Source organism: Pseudomonas sp. PDM19 (genome assembly GCF_014852215.1).
Classification (GTDB): domain Bacteria; phylum Pseudomonadota; class Gammaproteobacteria; order Pseudomonadales; family Pseudomonadaceae; genus Pseudomonas.
Map to the genome: position 1 here is coordinate 25157 of NZ_JACVBG010000002.1, position 18241 is coordinate 43397.

General features: G+C 62.1%; 20 protein-coding genes and 3 tRNA genes. 12 read left to right on the forward strand and 11 right to left on the reverse strand.

Annotated elements, in window-relative coordinates; genetic code table 11:
* The first annotated feature begins 1 nt into the window (after position 1).
* The 9 genes from IB273_RS08340 (at position 2) to IB273_RS08380 (ending at position 6695) form a co-directional block, all read left to right on the forward strand.
* Positions 2 to 436 carry a DNA-binding protein gene (locus IB273_RS08340; RefSeq protein ID WP_192223845.1) on the forward strand — a complete coding sequence of 145 codons (435 nt, stop codon included), beginning with the start codon at positions 2 to 4 and terminating at the stop codon, positions 434 to 436.
* A 15-nt stretch (positions 437 to 451) separates the two neighbouring features.
* Positions 452 to 673: a hypothetical protein gene (locus IB273_RS08345; protein WP_192223846.1), complete on the forward strand. Its 222-nt coding sequence runs from the start codon at positions 452 to 454 to the stop codon at positions 671 to 673.
* A gap of 1 nt (position 674) precedes the next feature.
* Positions 675 to 926: a hypothetical protein gene (locus IB273_RS08350; protein ID WP_192223847.1), complete on the forward strand. Its 252-nt coding sequence runs from the start codon at positions 675 to 677 to the stop codon at positions 924 to 926.
* Positions 927 to 938: 12 nt separating this feature from the next.
* On the forward strand, positions 939 to 1190 hold the full coding sequence (locus IB273_RS08355; protein WP_192209854.1) for a major capsid protein: 252 nt from the start codon (positions 939 to 941) through the stop codon (positions 1188 to 1190).
* 145 nt (positions 1191 to 1335) lie between these two features.
* Positions 1336 to 2532 carry a hypothetical protein gene (locus IB273_RS08360; protein ID WP_192223848.1) on the forward strand — a complete coding sequence of 399 codons (1197 nt, stop codon included), beginning with the start codon at positions 1336 to 1338 and terminating at the stop codon, positions 2530 to 2532.
* A gap of 4 nt (positions 2533 to 2536) precedes the next feature.
* The gene (locus IB273_RS08365; protein WP_192223849.1) at positions 2537 to 2893 is read left to right on the forward strand and encodes a DUF2523 family protein; all 357 of its coding nucleotides are present in this window, start codon (positions 2537 to 2539) and stop codon (positions 2891 to 2893) included.
* Between the two features lie 3 nt (positions 2894 to 2896).
* Entirely contained in the window at positions 2897 to 4180 is a 1284-nt protein-coding gene (locus IB273_RS08370) for a zonular occludens toxin domain-containing protein (RefSeq protein WP_192223850.1), read from the forward strand.
* 239 nt (positions 4181 to 4419) lie between these two features.
* Positions 4420 to 5712, forward strand: a complete 1293-nt coding sequence (locus tag IB273_RS08375) for a hypothetical protein (RefSeq protein WP_192223851.1) — start codon at positions 4420 to 4422, stop codon at positions 5710 to 5712.
* Positions 5709 to 6695, forward strand: coding sequence for a tyrosine-type recombinase/integrase (locus IB273_RS08380; RefSeq protein WP_192223852.1), 987 nt, complete (start codon positions 5709 to 5711; stop codon positions 6693 to 6695). The genes IB273_RS08375 and IB273_RS08380 overlap by 4 nt, the downstream gene beginning before the upstream one ends.
* On the opposite strand, the gene IB273_RS08385 is transcribed toward IB273_RS08380, so the two are convergent.
* Positions 6601 to 7224: a hypothetical protein gene (locus IB273_RS08385; RefSeq protein ID WP_192223853.1), complete on the reverse strand. Its 624-nt coding sequence runs from the start codon at positions 7222 to 7224 to the stop codon at positions 6601 to 6603. The two genes, IB273_RS08380 and IB273_RS08385, sit on opposite strands and share 95 nt — an antisense overlap.
* Before the next feature lie 405 nt (positions 7225 to 7629).
* Between IB273_RS08385 and IB273_RS08390 the strand changes: the two genes are divergently transcribed.
* A complete protein-coding gene (locus tag IB273_RS08390) occupies positions 7630 to 8430 on the forward strand; it encodes a hypothetical protein (RefSeq protein WP_192223854.1) in 801 nt (266 codons plus the stop codon).
* Between the two features lie 63 nt (positions 8431 to 8493).
* Here the strand turns inward: IB273_RS08390 and IB273_RS08395 are convergent.
* From IB273_RS08395 to IB273_RS08440, 10 genes are all read right to left on the reverse strand, one after another.
* Positions 8494 to 8570, reverse strand: a tRNA-Met gene (locus IB273_RS08395).
* A 177-nt stretch (positions 8571 to 8747) separates the two neighbouring features.
* Positions 8748 to 9848, reverse strand: coding sequence for a redox-regulated ATPase YchF (gene ychF, locus IB273_RS08400; RefSeq protein WP_192223855.1), 1101 nt, complete (start codon positions 9846 to 9848; stop codon positions 8748 to 8750).
* 39 nt (positions 9849 to 9887) lie between these two features.
* On the reverse strand, positions 9888 to 10472 hold the full coding sequence (gene pth, locus IB273_RS08405) for an aminoacyl-tRNA hydrolase (protein WP_081516404.1): 585 nt from the start codon (positions 10470 to 10472) through the stop codon (positions 9888 to 9890).
* A gap of 38 nt (positions 10473 to 10510) precedes the next feature.
* Complete coding sequence (locus IB273_RS08410) at positions 10511 to 11125, reverse strand: 50S ribosomal protein L25/general stress protein Ctc (RefSeq protein WP_081516403.1); 615 nt, start codon at positions 11123 to 11125, stop codon at positions 10511 to 10513.
* Positions 11126 to 11237: 112 nt separating this feature from the next.
* Complete coding sequence (locus IB273_RS08415; RefSeq protein WP_015478849.1) at positions 11238 to 12179, reverse strand: ribose-phosphate pyrophosphokinase; 942 nt, start codon at positions 12177 to 12179, stop codon at positions 11238 to 11240.
* A gap of 52 nt (positions 12180 to 12231) precedes the next feature.
* A tRNA-Gln gene (locus tag IB273_RS08420) sits at positions 12232 to 12306 on the reverse strand.
* A 62-nt stretch (positions 12307 to 12368) separates the two neighbouring features.
* Positions 12369 to 12443, reverse strand: a tRNA-Gln gene (locus tag IB273_RS08425).
* A 31-nt stretch (positions 12444 to 12474) separates the two neighbouring features.
* Entirely contained in the window at positions 12475 to 13323 is an 849-nt protein-coding gene (gene ispE, locus IB273_RS08430) for a 4-(cytidine 5'-diphospho)-2-C-methyl-D-erythritol kinase (protein WP_192223856.1), read from the reverse strand.
* Between the two features lies 1 nt (position 13324).
* Positions 13325 to 13969, reverse strand: a complete 645-nt coding sequence (gene lolB, locus IB273_RS08435; protein ID WP_192223857.1) for a lipoprotein insertase outer membrane protein LolB — start codon at positions 13967 to 13969, stop codon at positions 13325 to 13327.
* A 3-nt stretch (positions 13970 to 13972) separates the two neighbouring features.
* Positions 13973 to 15739 carry a tetratricopeptide repeat protein gene (locus tag IB273_RS08440; RefSeq protein WP_177429472.1) on the reverse strand — a complete coding sequence of 589 codons (1767 nt, stop codon included), beginning with the start codon at positions 15737 to 15739 and terminating at the stop codon, positions 13973 to 13975.
* A 145-nt stretch (positions 15740 to 15884) separates the two neighbouring features.
* Here IB273_RS08440 and hemA point away from each other — a divergent pair, with 145 nt between their 5' ends.
* Positions 15885 to 17153 carry a glutamyl-tRNA reductase gene (gene hemA, locus IB273_RS08445; protein WP_045211202.1) on the forward strand — a complete coding sequence of 423 codons (1269 nt, stop codon included), beginning with the start codon at positions 15885 to 15887 and terminating at the stop codon, positions 17151 to 17153.
* Complete coding sequence (gene prfA / locus IB273_RS08450) at positions 17150 to 18232, forward strand: peptide chain release factor 1 (protein ID WP_081516399.1); 1083 nt, start codon at positions 17150 to 17152, stop codon at positions 18230 to 18232. Before hemA ends, prfA begins: the two co-directional genes overlap by 4 nt.
* Positions 18233 to 18241: the final 9 nt, after the last annotated feature.

The following is an 18241-nucleotide window of genomic DNA, read 5'->3' on the forward strand; positions in this document are numbered from 1 at the left end:
CATGAACATGTTTGCAACCACTGGCGGCGTAGTCGAACTCTGGGTCACCAAAACCGATACCTACACCTCCACGAAGAGCGGCGAGATCTTCGCCAGCGTCCAGGCCATCTCCCCGATCCCGGAAACCGCTCGCGGCAACGCCAAGGGCTTCGAGATCAGCGAATACAACGTTGAGCCGACCCTGCTGGACTCCATCGTCTTCGAAGGCGCCCCGGTGCTCTGCAAGTTCGCCAGTGTTGTCCGGCCCACCCAGGACCGTTTCGGCCGCACCACCAATACCCAGGTGCTGACCGAACTGCTGGCCGTGGGCAAAGAAGCCGCTACCCCGACTCCCGCCCGTCAGCCGCAACCTCAGGCACAAGCCCAGCGCCCGACTCAGCAGCAGGCCAGCGACAAGCCTGCCGCTGAGAAACCCTCCGACAGCAGCAAGTCCTGACGGCGGGGTAGGTAGATGAAAGCGCCGCTCCGTTTCGCCTTCGGCTGGGTTCTGTACGTGGCAATCCTCTGCGCCGTATCGCCTGCCGTGCGTGCGGTGCGCGAATTCCTCGAACCCTACCCGCTGGATTCCGTGATCGCAGTGGTCGCGGCTGCGTTCGCCTTCTTCGCGCTGTGGTGGTTCGTCCTGCGCTCCTTTTGGAGCTGGTGCGACCGCCCGCGCAAGGGGGCCCGCTGACATGTCAGGCGTGGTTGCCATTCAGGTCTGCACCAACTGGGCGTCCACGGCGGACGGCCTCATGCAGTGCCAGCGCATCGAATGGCAACAGGCCTATCTGATTCCGCCCGAGGCCGCTGGAGCAATTGAAATCCTGGTCAACGGCGGGTTCTCCCTGGAGGCCTTCAGCATCGGTGCTGCGGGCGTGCTCGGGGCATTCGTGACGGGGCTTTTAACTGGCTGGGTCGCGTCACTTCTTCGTAAAGCCAAGTAGAGAGGAAACACCATGAACGCCATGAAACAACAGATCGCCAAGTTCAACCCGGTCCGCTCGTTCCGCAACCTGTGCATCGCCGGCACCGTCACCGCCGTGACTTCGGTCCCGGCCTTCGCGGCCAGCGTCATCGACACCTCCGCCGTAGAACAGGCCATCACCGACGGTAAGTCCGACATGTCCAACATCGGCGGCTACATCGTCGGTGCCCTGGTCATCCTCGCGGTTGCCGGCCTGATCTACAGCATGTTGCGCAAGGCGTAAGTGCTCTGGTCGGTGTGGTTGGGGGCGTTCTTCGCCGGCGCCTTCATCACCGGGTACCGCTGCGGCGAATTCTTCTAACGCGCTGATCCAAAGCGGAAGCCCCTCCGGTTCGTCCGCAGGGGCTTTTTTGTTGCTTGGAGTTCACATGAGGCAGGCACTTCTACTGCTCGCGCTGCTGGCCGGCTTCTCGTCTTCCGCCTTCGCCGAAGACTATTACTGGTACATGAGCCCGCACGACGGCGACCGGTTCCCCTCTCCGCAGGCTGCGTGCAGCGGATACGTTGCCAAGGGCTACCCCATCGCCGGGCTACGCAACGCCGTGGCCGAAGCCTACGTGCTGCCGATGGATGACAAGATCTCCTTCCGTTGCCGCTTCTACAACCAACTCGGCGAAACATATGGCCGCCTACCGCTGATTCGCGGTGGTGAGACCTGCTCCGGCAGCTACGACAGCAACACCGGTATCTGCACACCCCCTTCTGACGCCGAGTGCAAGACCCGCGACAAATACACCAAGGCCGTGCAGTTCGTCTTCACCGATGGCGGCGCGGTGCTCGACCTCGATCCCGAAATCAAAGACGGCTGCGTGTACGAGCCGGGCTCGCCGGAGAACTGCAACGACAACGTCTGCACCGTCGATATGGCCCCGGTCGGTAACAACGACATGTCGGATAACCCGGACAACCCTGACCAGCAGTTGCAGGACTATCTCGACGAACTGGCGAAGAAGTTCGAATGCACCAAGACCGCGAACGGCACGGTCGGCTGTACCGGTGCCCAGACAACTCCGCCCGATATCGACCCCGACGACAAATGCCCCGATGGCTATTCGTGGTCGGGCAGCGCCTGTTTCCCCACCACGGGCGGCGGCAACGAAAACCCCGACAACCCTGGCGGCAATACCGGTGGCGGCGATGGCGGAAACAATGGCGGCGACGGCGGCAGCAATCCCGGCACGGGTAACGGTGACGGCGGCGGCTCCACGGGTGGTGGCACCGGCGGTGGGGACGGCGGCACCAATGGCGGCGACGGCCCCAAAGAGTCCCTGGCGCAGCCCAAGCAAGGGAACTGGGATGACGCCCTCAGCACCTGGGAAGCCAAGGTCGCGGAAGCCAAGAAAGAGTTCTCCGAGAAGATCAAAGAGAACGCCGACCAACTGAAAGGGGTGTTCGATCTAAACCTCGGCGAGGGTGGCGGCAAGCTTCCCTGCGACACCTTCGTGGTCTGGAAAAAGACCGTCAGCCTCTGCTTCACCGCCTACGAAGAAAAGCTCTCCTACCTGCGCTACGCGCTGATGTTCATGGCATCGGTGTTGGCCGCCTTCGTCATTCTGAAGGAGTGATCACATGGAATGGCTATCCAGCTTCTTTGACCAGATCGTCCTGTTCCTCCAATGGATCTGGAATTTCCTCACCCAGGGCATCTACGACTTCATCAAGGATGGCTTCGTGGTCGCCACCCAGTGGGCGATGTACAGCGCGCTCCAGTCGTTCCTGTTCCTGCTCGACGTCAGCTACACGGTCGCCCGAGAGCTGATCGACAGCCTTGGCGTCTCCAACATGGTCCGCTCCATGTACGCCACGCTCCCTGGCCCGCTGGCGGCAGCGCTGCAATTTCTCGGCGTGCCGCAGGCACTCAACATCATGTTCTCCGCCCTGGCCACGCGCTTCTGCATGCGCTTCGTGCCGTTCATTGGGAGGTGATCTGTGTCCATCAAGATTCACCACGGCCCTAACGGCTCGTACAAAACCTCCGGCGCGATTCAAGACGATGCCGTCCCCGCGCTCAAGGAAGGCCGCGTCATTATCACCAACGTGCGCGGCTTCACCCTGGAGCGGGCCTATACGGTCTTTCCCGATCTGCCCAACACCGCGCAGATCATCAACCTCGATCTCGAGTCCCTGGCCGACCTCGAAAAGATGCGCACGTGGTTTCAGTGGGCACCGCGGGGCGCGTTCCTGATCTTCGACGAAACCCAGTTGCTGTTTCCCAAGTCCTGGCGTGAACGCGATCTGGAGAAGTTCGATTTCCCTGGCGGGCCCGAAGCGGCACACGAAGCGGATCGGCCCATGGGCTGGCTGGATGCTTGGACCCGGCATCGCCACTTCAACTGGGACATCGTCCTGACCACGCCGAACATCAGCTACATCCGCGACGACATCCGCATGACCTGCGAGATGGCCTACAAGCATTCCAACCTCGCAGTCATCGGTATCCCTGGCCGGTACAAGGAGGCCCAGCATGACGCCCAGCTCAACCGACCACCCGCTGACGGCACCATCGTCGAATACAAGCGAATCAAGCAGCAGACCTTCCGGCTGTACCAGTCCACCGCGACCGGCAAAACCCAGGACACCAAAGCAGGGAAAAGCCTGCTCCGGTCGCCTAAGTTGGTTCTTCTACTGGCACTGCTGGCCGGCACTATTGGCTTTGTCAGCTATATGGGACCTCTCAAGGTCGTGGGTGGTGGGACTCAGCAAAGCCCTGATCCTGCCCATTCTCAGCCAGCTAGCGAGCCTCATCCTCAAGGGGCTGCTCTACCTGCTCCAGCGCCTGCTGCTGCGCGTAGCACTCTTCCTGCTGGTGCTGTTTTTGGCCAACCAGGTGTTCCGACTCTTCCACTAGCCGAGCATCCCTTCGCGGGTCGGCAGATCGCCGTGGCGGCTCGCGTGAAAGGGCTGGTGAAGGGCATGCAGCGCGAGATGTACATGTTCGTCATCACCGATGCCGAAGGACGCCGGCTGATGCTCAATTCCTGGCAGATGGGCGAGTCCGGCTACGGCGTGAAGGCTCGCTCGGAATGCGTGGCCGAGCTGTCCTACGGCGAGTACCACGAAACCATCGTCTGCGCCGGAGCCTTCCCCAGGCAAGCACAACCACCCGCAGCAACGCCCGTAGAACTCGTAGCCGCCCCAGCAGCGCCCCCAGGGCCAACGCTGACCATCGTCCCCGACTCCGAATACCCGGCACGCCCCTGGAGGACCCAATGACCCTGCACGGCTTGATCAACGCCCTTGGGCTGCTCGCGCTCGCGTATGCACTCGGCTTTCTCACTGCGTTGCAGGTGATGCAGCCGGTGTCGGCGTTCCCGTTTTGAGTCGGCGAGCCGCGCCGCCGGCCGGGAGCGCCAGGCACGAGCGGTAGGCCGAAGGCGCGGCCGACGCCCCTGTAACACGTCGGATAGCTAACGAGTAAGCACCTCAATAAACCTCATTGAAGGTACGAAAGAATGAAAAAGGCAGTTCACCCCCTTCGCCTGATCCTCAAGGAGACCGGGGATTTTTATGAGTCGTCCGAAGGACGGATTTTCATGGACCCGAGCACCGGCAGATTTGCCGACCTGTCGGGTGTGCGTCTGCTGCGCTGTGGCGTCGATACCGTGCGGCAGCTGTACAACGGCATGATCCGCCCGGAAGTGATGGCGCTGTTCGATGAGCCGGAGGATCTCGTCAACTTCGCCGGCTACAAGTGGGCCAAGGGTCGCATCGGTCGCGACTCGGGCTACCAGTACCGGCTGCAGAACGCCGACCTTGGTCTGATCCTGCTGATCAAGAACCACAACGTGAAGCTGGAGAACATCGGCCCGCACCTGAAAATTGAGGTGTCGCCTCACGCCCTGGATGGCGCCGATCCGAAGATCCTGCAGGGCGTGATGGATGACCTGGCCGCTGGAGTGCTCTCGGCCTGCGAAGTAAACCAGTGCGCCGTCCATATCGCCCTCGACGTGCAGGGCTGGACCCCGCCAGCTGACTTCGTGGATCGCATGCACTGCCGCTCCCGTCGTGTCCGCCAGATCAGCGGCATCGACCGCATCGAGTACGACGGCAACGCCTCGGTCTATGGGCGTGGTGAGACCTTCATGTTCGGCTCGGCCAATGGCCTGCAGATGTGCCTCTACAACAAGACGCTGCAGGCGAGAGCGACCGACAAGCTCGACTATTGGGAATCCGTCTGGGCATCCCTCAACGGTGATCCCTTTGGCGATGGCGAACCCGCCTTCAACCCGCTGGAAACTGTGTGGCGAATCGAGTTTCGCTACCACCACTCCATCATCCAGCAGTTCTCGGAAGGCTCCACGATGTCCTCTGGCGAGGTGATCGGCTGCCGCACCTACGAGGGCCTTTGCCCGCACCTGCAAGGACTCTGGCAGTACGCTTGCGACAACTACAAGCTGATTTCCCGGGAAGGGATCTTCGACGCCTTCTGGTCGCTGATCAGCCTAGATACCAAGGTCCAGGTGGAAGCCGATCCGCTCATCGAACGCACCGAGTACCGCCGCTACTACAAGACCGCTCAGGGCTTCTCCGGCAAGAACTGCGAGATGTTCCTGGGCCAGTTCGCCAGCCTGATCGCACGGGAGCGCATCCCGCCAAAAAAAGCGCTTAAGGTCGGGAGAACGCTCCCCTTCTGGCATGTGATCGAAGACCACTACACCGCCAAGGGCTACAGCACTCGCGACCTCGAAAAGCACGTGATTGGACTCATAAATGATCGCTACATCAGGCGGGGCTACGCGATATGACCGCGCGTAAGGATGGGAAAACGTGGACGGCTGACTTCTACGAGAACGGTCGCTCTGGTCGCAGGATCCGCAAGAAGGGCTTCGCCACCAAGTCAGCAGCCATTCGCTACGAACAGGACTTCTTCACCGTCCTGGGCGAGACAGGCCGCCCACTGGATGACCGTCTCTCGGATCTGGTGAAGGTCTGGTTCGACCTCCACGGATGCACCCTGAAAGACGGCAAACAGCGTCTGGCTCGCTGCCAAGCATTGGCCGAACGCCTCGGCGATCCGCAGGCCTTCGAGTTCGATTCGCTCGCCTGGGCACGCTATCGCCAGCGCCGACTGACCGAGGTGAAACCGGAGACGGTAAACCACGAACAGCGCTACTTATCGGCCATCTTCTCCGAGCTGATCCGCCTCGGTTCTTGGCACAAGGCAAACCCGCTGGCCAACGTCCGGCAGATCAAGACCGATCAGGTCGAACTGACCTTCCTCACTCTGGATCAGGTCGCCCAGCTCCTCGAGGAGTGCAAGGCCAGCACGAACAACCACACGTACCCGGTCGCTCTCCTGTGCCTCGCTACGGGTGCCCGCTGGGAAGAGGCCGAGAGCATCGCCCGTGGGGCCGTACATGGGGGAAAGGTCCACTACCATCGGACCAAGAACCGTCAAAGCCGCTCAGTACCGATCCCCGCCGAGCTGGAGCAACTGATGTTCAAGGTGGGCATGCCTGGAACCGGCCGCCTGTTCATGTCCTGCCGTGCCGCCTTCCGTTGCGCATACGAGCGCTGTGGATTCCAGACGCCGGGCCAACTGACCCATATCCTCCGCCACACCTTCGCCAGCCATTACATGATGGGAGGAGGGGACATCCTCACGCTGCAGCGGATCCTGGGGCACTCGTCGATCACGATGACGATGCGGTATTCGCATCTTTCTCCGGATCATCTGGTGTCGGCACTGCAGCATTCTCCGATTGCTCAAATGAGTTACTCAGTTTGAGCAGCATTTCCTCCATGCTTCTATATGTCGATTGGACAAGACTGCCGAGTAGAGCGTGATGGCTGCGTACCAATGGGACAATCTGGTTTAGGTGGTTAATTGCTGCTTCGCAACCTTGCTCGGTTTGAAGATCAAAAAGGGTTGTGAAGTGATGTGCTAGATCGTTCCGCTTTGCAACGAGATCTGCGAAGCCTCGTTCGAGGTCGTTCATCGCAACCTCATCCACAATGAAGCGCGACCGTAGTTGAAACTCTCGGGGGGCTTCCTTCTTCGCTTTGCTTCCATCGGTCTCTTCGGTCGTGAAGGCGCGAGATAGCAGTTCTTTAGTGAGTGGTCCCATCGTACTTTTTTCAACCCAAGCGGACCTAGCCTCGATTGCCTCGGGTGTGTCTCCTAGCACTCCGCGTATTTCAGATTTTCTGAGAACGATCTTAAGCATCCTTTCGATAGATTGGAGATTGACGATGGTCTTCCCAAGCAGAGTGAATACTTCTGCGCGGATTTCTTCGAGATCTCGTTGACGTTCCATGTCTTTGGTCCAGGGAGTCGGGGTAGTCATATTTTAACGGGAGCAAGAGTCCAGAGGCAGCAAGCGGCCATTGGGGCAGATGGGATTTGTCTGGTCTGTTTCGCCTTGCGCGCGCTGCTTTGCTAGACGCACCTGTATGTGCGACGGCATTCTTTAATGGCTAATTGCCAATGCTGCCTGCAAGGGATCGCGATGAGATACATGACTAGGTTATGCGGAAATACTGCCAACTGGAGGTATCCCACCGCTAGTGCGACCGAAGACTGGAAGACCTTTTACTCTGCGCATGGGTACGGCCATGAGGAATGGCTGTTTCGAATGGACTGGCAGATTGGGGGATGGAGATATGGTTTTGTTCAGGGGGTAAATAGGGGGTGGCGCGGGAGGCTGCGAAGAGGCGAGCGTGTGGCTGATGTGGTGTTCTACACCATTGAGGAGGATGGGCGTCGTCGTTACGTTGCTCGGATCCGGGAGTTGGAGTTTCTTGATGCGGCGCAATCGGCAGCGGCACTGGAACACTTCCAAGTCTTTGGCTGGTTTGACGCAATGCAGGCGGAAATTGATGAGGTTGAGGGGGATCAGGAGGGGTTAGGGAGTGAGGCTTGGGCCCCCCACATATTAAACGTGCGGTTTCGCGCAGATGAGGTTGAGTGGTATCCCGCTGGCGCGTTTGCTGAGCCCGGAGATCCAGTCCTTCGTCGAAACCGGTATCAGCTCTATCGGATGCCTGAGGGCGACGATCCGAAGCCGCTACAGCGTGTGGTGGGTAGACGAAAGGGTTCTAGTTTACCCCCGTCCCAGCGGCCATATCAGCGCAAGGGGAGTGGCGCACACGATTGCTCACCGGAGCATGCAATGATGCAGGCCATTTTGGGTAACGAGCTTCGAAAGGAATATCCCAAGGCAGATATCCAGTTTGAGTCAGACTACATCGACGTATTGGTATCTACGGCGGATAGGCGAATATTGTTTGAGATCAAGTCTGACTACTCCCCCCGAAAGGTGATGCGTCTCGCCATCGGTCAGCTACTGGAGTACGCCTACTATCCTGGACGTGAGGACGAGCGTGAGCTCGAGCTAGTTATGGTGGGGCGTGCAGATTTGGACAAAAGCGGGAAGGAGTATCTGAAGCGCCTGCAGGAGAGCTTCGGGTTGCCGCTTGGCTATAGGCAAGTGAGGTTGCCTTTGGTGGTAGACAAGCCGTAGTCACTGCGTAGTCACGCAGGCAAAACAAAAAGGGGTTAGCTTGCGCTAACCCCTTCTTTTATATGGTGGCTACACCGGGACTTGAACCTGGGACATCAGCATTATGAATGCTGCGCTCTAACCGACTGAGCTATGTAGCCGAGTGGCGCGCATTTTCCGCAGATCGAGGGGGGGTGTCAACCCCTTTTCTTGAATATTGTTCTGATCTATCAATCATTTAGCCGGTGGCGCCGGATTTTCGCGATGAGCGGCGTGACAAGGCGCCCTATGAAAAAGCCCCGGCGGGTGGCCGGGGCTTTTTCGAGGCTGGAGCGGGCTCAGACGTTGAAGCGGAAGTGCATCACGTCGCCATCCTTGACGATGTATTCCTTGCCTTCCAGGCGCCATTTGCCGGCTTCTTTCGCGCCCTGTTCGCCCTTGAACTGGATGAAGTCGTCGTAGGCGACGACTTCGGCGCGGATGAAGCCTTTTTCGAAGTCGGTGTGGATCACGGCGGCGGCCTGCGGGGCGGTGGCGCCGACGCGGACGGTCCAGGCGCGGACTTCCTTCACACCGGCGGTGAAGTAGGTCTGCAGGTGCAGCAGCTCGTAGCCGGCGCGGATCACGCGGTTCAGGCCAGGCTCTTCGAGGCCGAGGGACTCGAGGAACATGTCCTTCTCTTCGCCATCGTCGAGCTCGGCGATCTCGGCTTCGATCTTGTTGCACACCGGCACGACCATGGCGCCTTCTTCTTCGGCGATGGCGCGTACGACGTCCAGGTGCGGGTTGTTCTCGAAGCCGTCTTCGGCGACGTTGGCGATGTACATGACCGGTTTGCTGGTCAGCAGGTGGAAGCTGCGGACGAGGCGCTTCTCGTCATCGCCCATGTTCTTCATCAGCGAGCGGGCGGGTTTGCCTTCGCTGAAGTGGGGGATGAGCTTTTCCAGCAGGGCTTTCTGCACCAGGGCGTCCTTGTCACCGCCCTTGGCGTTGCGCGCGACTTTCTGCAGTTGCTTCTCGCAGCTGTCGAGGTCGGCGAAGATCAGTTCGAGGTCGATGATCTCGATGTCGCGCTTGGGGTCGACACTGTTGGAGACGTGGATGACGTTCTCGTCTTCGAAGCAGCGCACGACGTGGGCGATGGCGTCGGTCTCGCGGATGTTGGCGAGGAACTTGTTGCCCAGGCCTTCACCCTTGGAGGCGCCCGCTACCAGGCCGGCGATGTCGACGAATTCCATGGTGGTCGGGATCACGCGCTCGGGCTTGACGATCTCGGCCAGCGCATCGAGGCGGGCGTCGGGCATCGGTACGATGCCGCTGTTCGGCTCGATGGTGCAGAAGGGGAAATTTTCCGCCGCGATGCCGGATTTGGTCAGGGCGTTGAACAGGGTGGACTTGCCGACGTTGGGCAGGCCGACGATGCCGCAGTTGAATCCCATGCTAGGTTCCTCGCGCCACGTGGCGGAAATTGAGGTGTGTCAGGCCTTCTGGCTGTGCAGCTTCTGCATCGCGCGGGTCCAGTCCCCGTCGAGCATTTCCGGCAGCACGCCGAGGGCGGAGTCGATGCTGGTGTCGAGCAGTTCCTGCTCGGAGCGCGGGGCGCGGCCGAGGACGAAGCCGGACACCAGGCTGCTGTGCCCCGGATGGCCGATGCCAAGCCGCAGGCGATGGAAACCGTTCTGGTTGCCGAGTTGGGCGATGATGTCGCGCAGCCCGTTGTGCCCGCCATGTCCGCCGCCCTTCTTGAGCTTGGCGACGCCGGGAGGCATGTCGAGTTCGTCGTGGGCCACCAGGATGGCTTCGACCGGAATGCGGAAGAATCCGGCGAGCGCCGCCACGGCCTGGCCGCTGCGATTCATGTAGGTGGTGGGGATGAGCAGACGAACGTCGCGGCCCTTGTGGCTGAACTTGCCGACCAGGCCGAAGTACTTCTTGTCCAGCGACAGGTTCGCGCGTTGCGCGTCCGCCAGTCGCTCAACGAAAAGGGCCCCCGCGTTATGCCGGGTCTGGTCGTATTCGGGGCCTGGATTTCCCAGGCCAACGATCAGTTGTACGGCAGTCACGACGGGGGCCCCTTCCTTAAAGGCAATGGTGTGCGCGATTACTCGGCAGCAGCTTCGCCTTCACCTTCTTCTTTCACTACGCGGGAAGCGTGGATGTTGGCGACGGCCAGGTCGTTACCGTGGGCCAGCTGCACCAGCTCTACGCCTTTCGGCAGTTTCAGGTCGGACAGGTGAACGATCTGACCCAGTTCTACTTTGGCCAGGTCGACTTCGATGAATTCCGGCAGGTTGGTCGGCAGGCAGGAAACTTCGACTTCGGCGATCACGTGGGAGATCTCGCCGCCACCAACCTTGACGCCAACAGCGGTGGCTTCGTTGATGAAGTGCAGCGGTACGTGAGCGGTCAGTTTCTGGCCGGCAACGACGCGCTGGAAGTCAGCGTGCATGACGAAACCCTTGGACGGGTGACGCTGCAGGGCCTTGATCAGTACGGTTTCCTTGGCGGAACCGACGTTCAGGGTGATCACGTGGCTGAAGGCAGCCTCGTTTTCCAGCAGCTTGGACACTTCGCGCAGTTCCAGGGTCAGGGATTGCGGGGCTTTCTCGCCACCGTAAACCACAGCCGGGATCAGGCCTTCGTTACGACGCAGGCGGCGGCTCGCACCTTTCCCCAGGTCGGAACGCTCTTGTGCATTCAGTACAAAATCAACCATTTCACACTCTCCAAAATGACAAGATCGCCCGGACGCTTGCGACCAGCGTTCGGGCGATTTTGCTAATGCCCCATCGACGCGACGGGGCGCTTTACGTCAGCGCTGTCCCGCCTTAGCGGAACATGGCGCTGATCGATTCTTCATTGCTGATGCGGCGCATGGCTTCAGCGACAACCGGAGCGATGTCCAGCTGGCGGATGCGGCCACAGGCTTGCGCAGCAGCGGACAGCGGGATGGTGTTGGTCACCACCAGCTCGTCCAGTACGGAATTCTCGATGTTCTCGATGGCGCGGCCGGACAGCACCGGGTGGGTGCAGTAGGCGATGACCTTGGCGGCGCCGTGCTCTTTCAGAGCCTTGGCGGCGTGGCCGAGGGTGCCAGCGGTATCGACCATGTCGTCGACCAGTACGCAGGTACGGCCTTCGACATCACCGATGATGTGCATGACTTCGGACTGGTTGGCCTTCGGACGACGTTTGTCGATGATGGCCAGGTCCACGCCCAGGGACTTGGCGACGGCGCGAGCACGCACCACACCACCGATGTCCGGGGAGACGATCATCAGGTTCTCGAAGCGCTGGTCTTCGATGTCGTCGACCAGTACGGGCGAGCCGTAGATGTTGTCGACGGGGATATCGAAGAAGCCCTGGATCTGGTCGGCGTGCAGGTCAACGGTGAGAACGCGGTTGACGCCTACAACGGTCAGCATGTCGGCAACGACTTTGGCGCTGATGGCCACGCGGGCGGAACGCGGACGGCGATCCTGGCGGGCGTAACCGAAGTAGGGGATGACTGCCGTGATACGAGTCGCCGAGGAGCGGCGGAAGGCATCGGCCATCACTACCAGTTCCATCAGGTTGTCGTTGGTCGGTGCGCAGGTCGGTTGGATCAGGAAGACGTCCTTACCACGAACGTTTTCGTTGATCTCAACGCTGATCTCGCCGTCGGAGAATTTACCGACAGAAACGTCACCGAGGGGGATGTGCAGCTGCCGTACGACACGGCGTGCCAGATCGGGGTTGGCGTTCCCCGTGAAAACCATCATTTTGGACACGCTGCGGTACCTGTGTCGGCTTGAGGGTAGGCCCGGTTGAGCCAGAAGAAAATGGCAGGGGCGGCTGGATTCGAACCAACGCATGGCAGGATCAAAACCTGCTGCCTTACCGCTTGGCGACGCCCCTGTAGCTTACAACTTGCGGAGCAATGTGTTCGTTGACGCTGTACGTGTAACCCTGTGGGTTAATGGCAGGGGCGGCTGGATTCGAACCAACGCATGGCAGGATCAAAACCTGCTGCCTTACCGCTTGGCGACGCCCCTGTATCGTACAACCGATTACATTGCTTACTTCTCAGTCCAGGCTTTGCAGCTTTCGGTGCAACATCGAGATGTTACGGCCCTGGGCAACAAAACTCGGCAGAGTGGCCGGAAGTTGGCGGCGAACTTTATCAGCATCGCCCTTGTTTGGGAAGCTCCCAAACACACAAGCTCCGGTGCCGGTCAATCTAGCCTGGGTAAATTTACCTAGCTGGATCAGTGCGTTACGTACATCCGGGTAACGCTTCTCGACGACCGGCTGGCAGTCGTTATGACCGTCCACCCCGAGAAGGCTGCGAACTTTAATGGGCGGAGTATCCCGTGTCAACTCGGGATCGGAGAAAACTTCTGCTGTGGAGACAAAGACTTGCGGCACGGCGACGAGGAACCAGGGTTCGTCGAGTTCCACCGGCGTGAGCTGTTCGCCGACGCCTTCGGCAAACGCTGCGCGGCCGCGCACGAAGACTGGAACGTCTGCGCCCAGGCTCAGGCCCAGCGCGGCGAGGCGGTCCTCGCTCCAGTTCAGCTGCCACAGGTGATTCAGCGCGAGCAGGGTGGTGGCAGCGTCGGAACTGCCGCCGCCGATGCCGCCGCCCATGGGCAGGCGCTTGTCCAGCCAGATGTCGGCGCCCAGCTGGCAGCCCGATTGCTCCTGCAGCCGGCGGGCGGCCTTGACGATCAGGTTGCTGTCGTGGGGAACGCCCTCGATCTCGGTGTTCAGGCGGATTTCGCCGTCATTGCGCACCGCGAATTGCAGCTCGTCGCCGTGGTCGAGGAACTGAAACAGGGTCTGCAGCTCGTGGTAACCATCGGCGCGGCGGCCGGTGATGTGCAGGAACAGGTTGAGCTTGGCCGGCGCCGGCAGGGTCAGGCGGTCCTGCATGTCACTGCGGGTCCGCTTTGTTCGACTGGCCTGCGCCCAATTGACGCGGCTGCCAGGTCTTCACCACCAGGGTGACGTCGAGGTCCTGGCCGTGCAGCTTCAGGCGCTCGGGCAGCCAGTAGCCGTTCTGCTCGCTGTAGCGGGTGTACTCCACGTCCCAGCCGTCCTGCTGCAGCTTGGCCAGTCGGCTGTCGCCGTCCAGGGTCAGGCGGCTCTTGCTGTCCGGCGCGGGCAGGCCGCGAATCCACCAGAGCAGGTGGGAAACCGGCAGGCGCCAGCCCATCTGTTGTTCCAGCAGTTCTTCGGGGGAGGTGGCCTCAAAGCGGCCCTGGCCGGCGACCTCGAGGGTCACCGCACCCTCGCGCCCGGTCAGGCGTGCGGCGCCGCGCCCCAGCGGGCCCGACAGGCGGATGTCGTAGTAGTCCTGGCGTTGCAGCCAGAACAGGGTGCCGCTGCCGGAGTCCTTGGGTGCGCGGATGCCGACCTTGCCATCGATCTGCCAGCCGTCGAGGGTGGCGATGCGCGCCTTGTGGGCGTTCCAGGCGGTGGCGTTGCCCTGGCCTTCCAGGGCTTCGTGGGTGCCGAAGCTGGAGCAGCCGGTGAGCAAGGCAAGCGCGGCGGCGCCGATCAGGTGACGTAGACGCATGAATCAGAGGGTTCCGGAGCCGGTCAGGCGCAACATGGTGTCGCGCAGGACGGCGCTGTCAGGCTGGCTTTGCAGGGCGGTGGCCCAGACCTTACGGGCTTCGCTCTGTTTGCCCTGGGCCCAGAGCACTTCGCCCAGGTGCGCAGCCACTTCGTGGTCGGGGAAGCGTTCCAGCGCCTTGCGCAGGTAGGTTTCCGCTTCGCTGAGGTTGCCCAGGCGGTAATTCACCCAGCCCAGGCTGTCGAGGATCGCGGGGTCGTCCGGGTTCAGCGAATGGGCCTTCTGGATCAGGTCGCGGGCTTCGCTGTAGCGGGTGGTGCGGTCGGCCAGGGTGTAGCCCAGCGCGTTGAGCGCCATGGCGTTGTCCGGCTCGCGCTGGATGATCAGCCGCAGGTCCTGCTCCATCTGCGCCAGGTCGTTGCGCTTCTCGGCGAGCATGGAGCGGGTGTAGAGCAGGTTGAGGTCATCCGGGAACTGCTTGAGGCCCTGCTGGATGACGTTCCAGGCGCGATCCACCTGGTCGCGATTGGACAGGCCTTCGGCTTCGATCAGGTACAGCTGGATGGCGTAGTCAGGCTGGCGGTCGCGAGTCTCGGCCAGGCGGCGCGAGGCGTCGTCATAGCGCTTCTGGTCCAGCAGGATCTCGGTCGAGCGCAGCTGGGCCGGGAGGAAGTCGTTGCCCGGGCCGACCAGGGCGTATTCCTTGAGCGCGGTTTCCGGGTCCTTCTGCTCCTCGGCCAGGCGGCCCAGGTTGAAGTGGGCGGAGTCGACGTGGCTGTCGCGCTCGACCAGTTCCTGCAGGTAGACCTTGGCCTCGTCCCAGGCCTGGGCTTCGAGGCAGACCAGCGCGAGGGAGAAGCGCAGGTCGTCGTCGTCGGGGAATTGCTCGACCAGCGCGGAGAACTCGGCCTTGGCGTCTTCCAGGCGGTTCTGCTCCACCAGCAGGCGGGCGTAGGCGAGGTGGACGCGCTTGTCGTCCGGGTGTTCCTTGATGCCGGCCTTGAGCAGCGGCAGCGCTTCGTCGCTGCGCTTCATGCTCTGCAGCAGGCGCGCGCGCAGCAGCAGCGGGGCGACGTCATGCTTGCTGGCGGAGTTGTCTTCGAGCAGGTGCAGTGCTTCCTGCGGGCGGCCGTCCTGCTGCAGCAGCAGGGCCTTGCCGAACAGCAGCTGGCCGTTGTCGGGGTACTTCTTCAGCAGGCGGTCGAAGCTCTGCAAGAGGCCGGCGCGGGTATCCGGGTCAGTCTCGGCGGCGGACAGCGCAAGGAAGTCGAAGTGAGTGTCACCCTGGCCGTTGAGGACTTTCTCCATGTACACCATGGATTCGTCGTACTGGCCGGTGCGCGCCAGCTGGATGGCGGCGGCGCGCTGGGCATCGAGGTTGTCCGGCGCGGCCTTGGCCCAGATCAGCGAGGTGTCCAGGGCTTCCTGGTCGGCGCCCAGGTACTCGGCGATGCGGAAGGCGCGCTCGGCGACGCCAGGGTCGCGGGTTTCCCTGGCCTGCTCGACGTAGTTGGCGAGGGCGATGTCGAAGCGGTTGCGCTGGCCGGCGAGCTCGGCGGTGAGCAGCGAGAACAGGGTGTCTTCGCTGAAGGAGCCGTACTTCTGATCCTTCTGAGCAGCCGCAGCTTTGTCCTTCTCCGCGGAAGCACTGTCGGAATTTTTCTGTGTAAGAGACTGGCAGCCGCCGAGCAGCAGCAGAGCAGTCAGCAGCGCAAGAGACTTGTTCATAGAGGAAGGACGAGGGCCTGACCTGCGAAATGGGACCATCATGACATAAGGAAAGTGCCAATCCCATGGGCAAGCGCCGCTGACGGGCCTGTATACGATTTGCAGTGTGCGATACGTCGCGGGTGGTTGTCCTTCACAAGGCTAAGTAGGACAATTGCGGGCTTTCCGATCAGCTCAGCGATTCTGCATGGCCTTCATTGCCCTCGGCATCAACCACAAGACCGCGTCCGTGGCCGTCCGCGAGCGCGTGGCTTTTACTCCCGAGCAGATGGTCGAGGCCCTGCAGCTGCTGTGCAGGCTGACTTCCAGCCGGGAAGCCGCGATCCTCTCCACCTGCAACCGCAGCGAACTCTACCTGGAGATCGAGCATCCGGACGCCGGCGACGTGCTGGCCTGGCTGGCCGATTACCACAACCTGGGGATCGACGACCTGCGCGCCTGCGCCTACGTCCACCAGGACGAGGAAGCCGTGCGCCACATGATGCGCGTCGCCGCGGGCCTGGATTCCATGGTGCTGGGCGAGCCGCAGATCCTCGGGCAGATGAAGTCCGCCTACGCCGTAGCCCGCGAGGCCGGCACCGTCGGGCCGATGCTGGGGCGCCTGTTCCAGGCCACCTTCAGCACCGCGAAGACCGTGCGCACCGATACCGCCATCGGCGAGAACCCGGTGTCCGTGGCTTTCGCCGCGGTCAGCCTGGCCCGGCAGATATTCAGCGATCTGAGCCGCAGCCAGGCGCTGCTGATCGGCGCCGGCGAGACCATCACCCTGGTCGCCCGCCACCTGCACGAGCAGGGCGTGAAGCGCATCGTGGTCGCCAACCGTACCCTGGAGCGCGCCAGCCTGCTGGCCGAGCAGTTCGGCGCCCGCGCCATCCTGCTGGCGGACATGCCGGACGAACTGGTCAACAGCGACATCGTCATCAGTTCCACCGCCAGCCAGTTGCCGATCCTCGGCAAGGGTGCGGTGGAGCGCGCGTTGAAACAGCGCCGCCACAAGCCGATGTTCATGGTCGATATCGCCGTGCCGCGCGACATCGAGCCGGAAGTCGGCGAGCTGGAAGACGTCTACCTCTATAGCGTCGACGACCTCCATGAAGTGGTCGCGGAAAACCTCAAAAGCCGCCAGGGCGCTGCCCAGGCCGCCGAGGAGCTGGTGGGGGATGGCGTGCACGAATTCATGCTGCGCCTGCGCGAGCTGGCCGCGGTCGATGTGCTGCGCGCCTATCGCCAGCAGGCCGAGCGCCTGCGCGACGAGGAAACCCAGAAGGCCCAGCGCCTGCTGGCCAACGGCGCCGACCCGATGGAAGTCATCGCCCAGCTCAGCCGTGGCCTGACCAACAAATTGCTGCACGCCCCCAGCGTGCAGATGAAGAAACTCTCCGCCGAGGGCCGCATCGATGCGCTGGCCGTCGCGCAGGAACTGTTCGCCCTCGAGGAGGGCACTGACAAGCGATGAAAGCTTCCCTCCTGAAAAAGCTGGATATCCTGAGCGACCGCTATGAAGAGCTGACGGCTCTCTTGGGCGACGCCGAGGTTATCAGCGACCAGACCAAGTTCCGCGCCTACTCCCGTGAATACGCGGAAGTGGAGCCGGTCATCCTCGCCTTCCGCGAGTTCCGCAAGGTGCAGTCCGACCTCGAAGGCGCCCAGGCGCTGCTCAAGGACAGCGACCCGGACCTGCGCGAGATGGCCGAGGAGGAAGTCGCCGAGGCGAAGTCCGCCCTGGTCGGCCTGGAGGATCGCCTGCAGCGTATGCTGCTGCCCAAGGACCCCAACGACGGCCGCAACGTCTTTCTGGAAATCCGCGCCGGCACCGGCGGCGACGAAGCCGCGATCTTCTCCGGCGACCTGTTCCGCATGTACTCGCGCTACGCCGAGAAGCAGGGCTGGCGCGTGGAGATCATGTCCGAGAACGAGGGCGAGCACGGCGGCTATAAAGAAGTCATTGCCCGCGTGGAAGGCGAGAGCGTCTACGCCAAGCTCAAGTTCGAATCCGGTGCCCACCGCGTGCAGCGCGTGCCGGCCACCGAATCCCAGGGGCGCATCCATACCTCGGCGTGCACCGTGGCGGTGTTGCCCGAGCCGGACGAACAGGCGGCCATCGAGATCAACCCGGCCGACCTGCGCGTGGACACCTACCGTTCCTCCGGCGCCGGCGGCCAGCACGTGAACAAGACCGACTCGGCGGTGCGCATCACGCACATCCCGTCGGGCATCGTGGTCGAGTGCCAGGAAGAGCGCTCGCAACACAAGAACCGCGCCAAGGCCATGGCCTGGCTCGCGGCCAAGCTCAACGACCAGCAGCAGTCCGCGGCTCAGCAGGCGATCGCCAGCACGCGCAAGCTACTGGTCGGTTCGGGGGACCGCTCCGAACGCATCCGCACCTACAATTTCCCCCAGGGCCGGGTGACCGACCACCGCATCAACCTCACCCTGTATTCCCTGGGTGAAGTCATGGAAGGCGCGGTGGAGCAGGTCATCGAGCCGCTGCTGCAAGAGTTCCAGGCCGACCAGTTGGCCGCGCTCGGCGACTGAGAGAGCGAT